This is a genomic window from Saccharothrix sabaoui (assembly GCF_051756985.1).
Taxonomy (GTDB): domain Bacteria; phylum Actinomycetota; class Actinomycetes; order Mycobacteriales; family Pseudonocardiaceae; genus Actinosynnema.
The window spans coordinates 26061-34125 of sequence record NZ_JBPKJK010000098.1 but is presented as its reverse complement, the minus strand read 5'-3'; the positions used below and the strand labels follow the sequence as shown (position 1 = coordinate 34125).

The 8065-nt window shown below is 73.9% G+C and carries 7 protein-coding genes; 4 read left to right on the top strand and 3 right to left on the bottom strand.

What is annotated here, in order from left to right; all coding sequences use genetic code 11:
- Positions 1-32: 32 nt before the first annotated feature.
- Positions 33-755 (bottom strand): hypothetical protein, encoded by a 723-nt coding sequence (locus ACR807_RS26610; RefSeq protein ID WP_438924147.1) that lies wholly within the window; start codon positions 753-755, stop codon positions 33-35.
- Between the two features lie 94 nt (positions 756-849).
- Here ACR807_RS26610 and ACR807_RS26605 point away from each other — a divergent pair, with 94 nt between their 5' ends.
- Positions 850-1509 carry an MOSC domain-containing protein gene (locus ACR807_RS26605; RefSeq protein ID WP_438924146.1) on the top strand — a complete coding sequence of 220 codons (660 nt, stop codon included), beginning with the start codon at positions 850-852 and terminating at the stop codon, positions 1507-1509.
- Positions 1510-1518: 9 nt separating this feature from the next.
- On the opposite strand, the gene ACR807_RS26600 is transcribed toward ACR807_RS26605, so the two are convergent.
- Complete coding sequence (locus ACR807_RS26600) at positions 1519-2358, bottom strand: aldo/keto reductase (protein ID WP_438924145.1); 840 nt, start codon at positions 2356-2358, stop codon at positions 1519-1521.
- A gap of 87 nt (positions 2359-2445) precedes the next feature.
- Positions 2446-4470, bottom strand: a complete 2025-nt coding sequence (gene paaZ, locus ACR807_RS26595; RefSeq protein ID WP_438924144.1) for a phenylacetic acid degradation bifunctional protein PaaZ — start codon at positions 4468-4470, stop codon at positions 2446-2448.
- A gap of 137 nt (positions 4471-4607) precedes the next feature.
- Here paaZ and ACR807_RS26590 point away from each other — a divergent pair, with 137 nt between their 5' ends.
- Genes ACR807_RS26590 through ACR807_RS26580 form a run of 3 tightly spaced genes read left to right on the top strand, consistent with a single transcriptional unit; the run spans position 4608 to position 8000 of the window.
- A complete protein-coding gene (locus tag ACR807_RS26590) occupies positions 4608-5855 on the top strand; it encodes a family 16 glycosylhydrolase (RefSeq protein WP_438924143.1) in 1248 nt (415 codons plus the stop codon).
- A gap of 7 nt (positions 5856-5862) precedes the next feature.
- The gene (locus tag ACR807_RS26585) at positions 5863-6942 is read left to right on the top strand and encodes an acyl-CoA dehydrogenase family protein (protein WP_438924142.1); all 1080 of its coding nucleotides are present in this window, start codon (positions 5863-5865) and stop codon (positions 6940-6942) included.
- 44 nt (positions 6943-6986) lie between these two features.
- On the top strand, positions 6987-8000 hold the full coding sequence (locus tag ACR807_RS26580; RefSeq protein ID WP_438924141.1) for an MsnO8 family LLM class oxidoreductase: 1014 nt from the start codon (positions 6987-6989) through the stop codon (positions 7998-8000).
- Positions 8001-8065: the final 65 nt, after the last annotated feature.

Below are 8065 nucleotides of genomic sequence, written 5' to 3'. Positions count from 1 at the left end.
ATTGCGGTCAACATGGGGGGTCCGCCGGCGGTTCACGGCGCGGTGACGCGGATGTCGGCGTTCCAGTCGGAGAACCGGTGCTCGACGCGCTGGAACGTGGTGTCCTCCAGCGTCCTGAGCACCTGCTCGACCCGCACGGGCAGGTCGCCGGGACCGACCCACACGCTGGCGGTCGCGGTGAAGCCGGACTCGTCGGCGGCGAGGAGCTGCGCCCGGCGCGTGGCGTCGACCGTCCGGTCCGCCTGGAGCCGCAGGTCGACGAGCATCGTGTAGCGGCGCGCCGGGGCGCCGTCCAGGACCTCGTCGGCCCGCTCCACGACCAGCGCGCCGGTCAGCGACCGCAGCACCGCCGCCGGGTCGACCTCGTCGGGCAGGCGGGCGATGGTGGTGTCCGCCCGCACGGGGACGTGCTCGCCCGGGTCGTGCCTGGTCCACGCCCCGCCGGAGGTGCGGCTGTAGCCGGCGTCGGCCAGCACGACGACGTCGGTGGCGTCCTCGCGCAGCGACACCAGCCGTCCCTCGGGCGAGCGCAGCAGGTCGCCGGCGAGGCGGACCTCGCGGCCCGCCACGGCGCTCTCGGCGGCGAACCGCACGGAGCGCTGCTCGGCGGCGCGCGCGGCGACGCCGGAGACGAACGCCGCGCTGTCCTCGACGGCCGGGCCGAGGGTGGGCGCCGGCAGGCCCCGGGGTTCCGCGCACCCGGCGGCCAGGGCCAGCACGAGCACGGACACCGACGTGACCACGGACCTGCGCATGTGCCTCCAACCGGTGGTGATCCACCGCCATCTTCCACCACCGGGCCGGACCGGGGTCCGGAACCCCGGAAGTGCCTGCACTACCGTCGGGCACATGCCCCACGTGCTCTCCGTCAACGTCGGTTCCCGGGTCGAGTTCGCGCAGGCGGACCTCGGTCACACCGGGATCGTGAAGCGCCCCGTGCGCACGCCCGTCGAGGTCCGCGCGCCGGGCCCGGAGGGGGTCGGCGGCAGCGGCCTGGCCGGCGACCACATCTCCGACCTGCGCCACCACGGCGGCGACGACCGGGCGGTGTACGCCTACGCGCGCGAGGACCTCGACGGGTGGTCGGCGGAGCTGGGCCGCGACCTCGCGCCGGGCCTGTTCGGCGAGAACCTGACCACGGTCGGCCTGGACGTGTCCGGCGCGCTCCTCGGCGAGCGGTGGCGCGTCGGCGACCTGGTGCTGGCGGTGACGAGCCCGCGCGTGCCGTGCCGGACGTTCGCGGGCGTGCTGGAGGAGCGCGGGTGGGTGAAGGCGTTCACGCGGCGGGCCGCGCCGGGCGCCTACCTGCGGGTGGTCGAACCAGGGACGGTCACGGCGGGTGACGAGGTCGTGGTGGTGCACCGGCCCGACCACGGGGTGACGGTGCGGACCGCGTTCCGGGCGATCACGCTGCACCCGGAGCTGCTGCCGGACCTCCTGGCGGCCGGCGACGACCTGCCGGAGGAGCTGCGGCGCCGGGTCGGGCGGCGGTTGCCCGACCCGGCGTGAGCGACGGGGTCAGGCCAGGGCGGAGAGCTTCTCGAACTCCTGGTCGGTGAGCTCGACGTCGGCCGCGGCCACGTTCTCCTCCAGGTGCGCGATCGAGGACGTGCCGGGGATGGGCAGCACGACGGGCGACCGGCGCAGCAGCCACGCGAGGGCGAGCTGGGCGGGCGTGGCGCCGTGCTCCCGCGCGGCCGAGTCGAGCACGCCGCCGGGGCGGGCCAGGTCACCGGTGGCCACCGGGAACCACGGGATGAACGCGATGCCCTGCGCGGTGGCCTCCTCCAGCACGGCCTCGTGGCCGCGGGTGGTGAGGTTGTAGAGGTTCTGCACGCTCGCGATGGGCGCGACGGCCCGTGCGGCGGTCAGCTGGTCGACGTCCACCTCGGACAGCCCGATGTGCCGGATCTTGCCCTCCTCCTGGAGGGCGCGCAGCACGCCCACCTGGTCCTCCAGCGGCACCTCGTGGTCGAGGCGGTGCAGCTGGTAGAGGTCGATGCGCTCGACGCCGAGCCGCACCAGGCTGGTCTCGACGGCCTGCCGCAGGTAGGCGGGCCTGCCCAGCGGCACCCACTCCTCCGGGGACGGCCGCAGCAGGCCGCCCTTGGTGGCGATGACGAGGTCCTCCGGGTACGGGTGGAGCGCCTCGCGGATCAGCTCCTCGTTGACGTGCGGGCCGTAGGAGTCCGCGGTGTCGATGAACGTGACACCCAGGTCCACGACCCGGCGCAGCAGGGCGATCGCGCCGTCGCGGTCGGCGGGCGGGCCCCAGATCCCCTCTCCCGCTAAGCGCATGGCCCCGTACCCCAACCGGCCGACGGTCAGGTCCCCACCCAGCGTGACGGTCTTGGTCATCGACGTGCTCCCTCGGGTCGTGAAGATCGTTCCTCTGCCGCAACCCGAGGGGGCGTCCCGGTGTTCCCGGGACGCCCCGCGGGTTTCCTACCGCTTGGCCACCAGCGTGAGCACGTCGTACCTGGCGACCGACTCGCCCTTCTGGTTGACCACGTCGGCGTCCCAGCGCACCTCGCCGTAGTCCTGGTCCTCGCGGGGCGTGACCTGCTTCGCGGTCAGCGTCACGGTCAGCTCGTCGCCGGGGAACACGGGCGTGAGGAACCGCAGGTTCTCCAGGCCGTAGTTGGCCAGCACGGGTCCCGGCTCGGGCGAGACGAACAGGCCCGCCGCGAACGACACCACGAGGTAGCCGTGCGCGACCCGGCCGCCGAAGAACGGGTTCGCCGCCGCGGCCTCCTCGTCGGTGTGCGCGTAGAACGTGTCGCCGGTGAACTCGGCGAAGTGCTCGACGTCCTCCAGCGTCACGGTGCGCGGCCCGGCGACGACGGAGTCGCCGACCTTCAGCTCGCGCAGCGACTTGCGGAACGGGTGCACGTCGGACTCGGTGCGCGGCGCGCCCGCGACCCACCGGCCGGTGACGGCGCCGAGCACGCGGGGGCTGCCCTGCACGGCGGTGCGCTGCATGTGGTGCAGCACGCCGCGGATGCCGCCCATCTCCTCGCCGCCGCCCGCGCGGCCGGGGCCGCCGTGGACGAGCGCCGGGAGCGGCGAGCCGTGGCCGGTGGACTCCTTCGCGTCGTCGCGGTCGAGCACCAGGACGCGGCCGTGCCACGGGGCCACGCCCAGCACGACCTCGCGCGCGAAGTCGAGGTCGTGGGTGACGACGGAGCCGACGAGGCTGCCCGAGCCGCGCGCGGCCAGCTCCACGGCGTGCTCGACGCCGTCGTAGGCCATCAGCGTGGAGACGGGGCCGAACGCCTCGACCTCGTGCGGCTGGGCGTGGTCGGGGTCGGCCTTGAGCAGCACCGGCGACAGGAACGCGCCGCGCTCGGGGTCGGCGTCCACCACGTCCACCCGGTCGGGCGAGCCGAAGACGACCTCGCCGACCTCCAGCAGCGCCTTGAGCGAGCGCCGGACCTCCTCGCGCTGCTCCAGCCCGGCCAGCGCGCCCATCCGCACGGTCTCGTTGGCGGGGTTGCCGACGACGACCTTCGCCAGGCGGGCGCTCGCCGCCCCGGCGACGGCGTCCAGCAGGTTCGAGGGGACCAGGGCGCGCCGGATCGCGGTGCACTTCTGGCCGGCCTTGACCGTCATCTCGGTGACGAGCTGCTTGACGAACAGGTCGAACTCGGGCGTGCCCTCGACCGCGTCCGGGCCGAGGATCGAGCAGTTCAGCGAGTCGGCCTCGGCGTTGAAGCGCACGCCGTGGCGGATCACCGCGGGGTGGGTGCGCAGCAGCTGGGCGGTGGACGCGGAGCCGGTGAACCCGACCAGGTCCTGCGGGGTGAGGTGGTCGAGCAGGTCGCCCGCGCCGCCCGAGACGAGCTGGAGGGAGCCCTCCGGGAGCAGCCCGGAGGCGATCACCAGCTCGACCAGCTTCTCCGTGACGTACGCGGTCTGCGAGGCGGGCTTGACCAGCGACGGGACGCCCGCGAGGAACGCCGGGGCGAACTTCTCCAGCGGCCCCCAGACGGGGAAGTTGAAGGCGTTGACCTGCACCGCGACACCGCGCAGCGGGGTGGCGACGTGCTGGCCGACGAACGTGCCGCCGCGACTGAGGGGCTCCACCGCGCCGTCGACGTAGACCCTGTCGTTGGGCAGCTCGCGCTTGCCCTTGCTCGCGTAGCCGAACAGCACGCCGATGCCGCCGTCGACGTCGACCAGCGAGTCCGTCCTCGTGGCGCCGGTGCGGGCGGACAGGGCGTACAGCTCGTCGCGGTGCTCGCGCAGGTGCGAGGCCAGCGCCTTGAGCAGGGCGGCGCGCTGGTGGAACGTCAGCTCGCGCAGCGCGGGGCCGCCGACGCGCCTGCCGTGGTCCAGGGCCGCCGCCATGTCGATGCCGGCGGACGAGATGCGGGTGATCTCCTCGCCGGTCACGGCGTCGTGCAGCGGTGCGCCGTCGGCGTCCGGGGTGTGCCAGCGTCCGGACACGTAGCTGCGCAGCTTGGCCATGGGGTGTCGACCTCCTCGTCGGGCCGGTGGGTGTCCCGGCATGACCGACAGTAAAGCGCCCGCACTTTCATCGTGACTTGATTAAAGGTGATGCAGTAAGTTCCGACCTGGCCGCCGCCAAAGTGAAGGGAGTGTCGATGAGGACACGAGTGGTGGTGAGTGCGGTCGCGCTCGCCTTCAGCGCGCTCGCGGTACCGGCCTCGCAGGTGGGGGCCGCGCCGTCACCCGCCGCCGACCCCGGCGTGGGGACGATGGCGGTGACGTTCGCCGAGGAGTTCAACGGCGCCGCCGGCACGCGGGTCGACGGTTCCAAGTGGAACACCGAGACCGGCAACAACAACGGCAACAACCGCGAGAACCAGTGGTACACCAACTCCGCGAGCAACGCGGCGATGGACGGCGCGGGCAACCTGGTGATCACCGCCCGCAAGGAGAACCCGGGCAACTACCAGTGCTGGTACGGCCGCTGCGAGTACACCTCCGCGCGGATCAACACCGCGGGCAAGTTCACCACCACCTACGGCAAGGTGGAGGCGCGGATGAAGATGCCGCGCGGCAAGGGGATCTGGCCCGCGTTCTGGATGCTCGGCCAGGACATCAACTCCGGCAACCCGTGGCCCGGCAGCGGTGAGATCGACATCATGGAGTTCCTGGGCCACGACCTCGACACCGTGTACGGCACCATCCACGGCCCCGGCTACTCGGGCGCGGGCGGCATCGGCGCGCCGTTCAACGGCCCGAACTTCGCCGACGGCTTCCACACCTTCGCGGTCGAGTGGACGCCGCAGGGCATCGCGTGGTCCGTGGACGGCACCGTCTACCAGCGCCGCACGCCCGCCGACGTCGGCGGCAACCAGTGGGTGTTCAACAAGCCGTTCTTCATCATCCTGAACCTCGCGGTCGGCGGCGAGTGGCCGGGCTACCCGGACGCGAGCACCACGTTCCCGCAGCAGTTCCTGATCGACTACGTCCGCGTGTCGACGCTCGACGGCAACCCGCCCGCGGGCGGCAACCGGATCACCGGCATCGGCGGCAAGTGCGTGGACGTGGCCGGGGCGAACACCGCCAACGGCACCCCCGTGCAGCTCTACGACTGCAACGGCACCAACGCCCAGCAGTGGACCCGCCAGGGCGACACGATCCGCGCCCTGGGCAAGTGCCTCGACGCGGCGTCCGGCGGCACCGCCGACGGCACGCTCGTGCAGCTGTGGGACTGCAACGGCTCCGGCGCGCAGCGGTGGGCCGTCAGCGGCGCGAACGACATCGTGAACATCCAGGCGAACAAGTGCCTGGACGCGCAGAACAGCAGCTCCGCCAACGGGACCAGGTTGCAGATCTGGACCTGCACCGGGGCCGCCAACCAGAAGTGGAACGTTGCGGCATGATCAGCGGGTGCACCCACTGATCAGGGCCGAGGCGGCCAAGTCCGAACGCGACCGGCGACTCTCCCCGGCGGTCGTGACGGCGATGGTCGAGGCGGGCGCGACGCGGATGCTCGCGCCCGCCTCCCTCGGCGGGCGCGGGCTCGACCTGCCCACCTGGGTGGCCGAGCTGGAGGAGCTGGCCCGGGCCGACGGCTCGGCCGGCTGGACCGCCATGACGACCAGCGCCACCTCGTCGCTCGCCTGGTACCTCCCGCCCGAGACGGCCGAGGAGGTCTTCGGGCCCCCGGGATCGGTCGTCGCGGGCACCGCGGCACCGCTCGGCCGGGCCGTCGCCGTCGACGGCGGCCACCGCGTCACCGGCCGGTGGGGCTGGGGCAGCGCCGTGCCGCTGTGCGACTGGGTCGTGGGCGGCGTGGTGACCGAGGCCGGACCGCGCCTGGCGGTCTTCCCGGCCGCCGACGTCACCGTGCACGACACCTGGCACGCCGCGGGCCTGCGGGCCACCTCCTCCCACGAGTGGGAGGTCGCCGACGCCTTCGTGCCCGCCCGCCGGCAGGTCTGGCCCGCCGCGTCGTCCGTGGACGCGCCGCTCGCGCGGTTCCCGTTCCTCGCCTTCCTGGCCGTGGGCGTCGCGACCGTGGCCCTCGGCATCGCCGCGCGGGCCGTCGAGGAGGTCGAGGCGCTGGCCCGCGTCAAGACCCGGCAGTACGCCACCTCCGTGCTGGCCACCGAGACCGGCGCGCAGCTCGACCTGGCCACCGCCGAGGCGCGGCTGTCCGCGGCGCGGGCGTTCCTGCGGGCCGAGGTCGACGCCCGGTGGGCCGACGCGGTGGCGGGCGTGCCGGCGGGCACCGGGAACCGCGCCCGGCTGCGCCTGGCGTGCTCGCACGCGGCGGCGGAGGCCACCGAGGTGACCCGGCTCGCGTTCGGCGCGGGCGGCGGCAGCTCCGTGTTCGAGGACTCGCCCCTCCAGCGCTGCCTGCGCGACGCCCACGTGGCCGCGCAGCACGCGATGGTGTCGCGGCGGCACTTCGAGACCTACGCCAAGGTCCGGCTGGACGTGCCGGTGGACACCACCCGCCTCTGAGCCCCCCGCGGAATTCGCCCGGCGGCGGGGCCGTTGCACGGGGTGTGAAGCTCTCGGTGCTGGACCGCTCGCGGGTGCGCGCCGGGCACACCCACGCCGAGGCCCTGCGCGACACGGTCGCGTTCGCCCGGCAGGTCGAGGAGCTGGGCTACCACCGGTTCTGGGTGTCCGAGCACCACGGCGTGCCGGGCGTGGCCGGGTCGGCGCCCACCGTGCTGGCCGCCGCGGTCGCCGCCGCCACCTCCCGCATCCGGGTGGGCACGGGCGGCGTGATGCTGCCCAACCACCAGCCGCTGGTGGTGGCCGAGCAGTTCGGCGTGCTCGAATCGCTGTTCCCGGGGCGCATCGACATGGGGCTGGGGCGTTCGGTGGGGTTCATCGACGCCGTCCGCAAGGCCCTCGGGCACGACCGGGAGGACGCGGAGGAGTTCGGGCCGCGGCTCGCGGAGCTGCTCGGCTACTTCCTCGGCGACCGGGCGGTGCGCGGCTACCCGGCGCACGGCCTGCCCGCGTCGCCGTTCGTGCTGGCCACCGGTGCCGGCGCGCTCGTCGCGGCGGCCCAAGGCGTGCCGCTGGTGATCGGCGCGTTCCGGGGCGAGGAGGCCATGCTCCGGTCGATCGACGCCTACCGCGACGGCTTCACCCCGTCACCCTGGGCGGCCGAGCCGTACGTGGTCGTCTCCGCCACCGTCGCCGTGGCCGGGACCGCCGAGGAGGCGTGGCGGCTGCTGCTGCCGGAGGCGTGGGCGATGGCGTCGTCGCGCACCCGCGGCGAGTTCCCGCCCCTGGTCGCGCCGGACGACGTCCTGTCCACCCGGATGACCGCCCGTGAGCGCGCCTACTTCGAGCAGGCGCTCCGAGGCCACGTGCACGGCACCCCGCCCGAGGTCGCCGAGTCCCTGACCGCCCTGGTGGGGCGCACCGGGGCCGACGAGGTCCTGGTCACCACCAGCACCCACGACCGCGAAGCCCTCCTGACCTCCTACCGCCTCCTCGCCACCACCCTCCCCGAGAGTCCAACCTCCAGGCCCCGAGAGTCCAACGCCCAGGCCCTCTGAGTTCTTCATTCGGACCGACCGGCCGGTATGCCTGAATGAAGAACTCAGAGGGCCTGGAGGTTGGA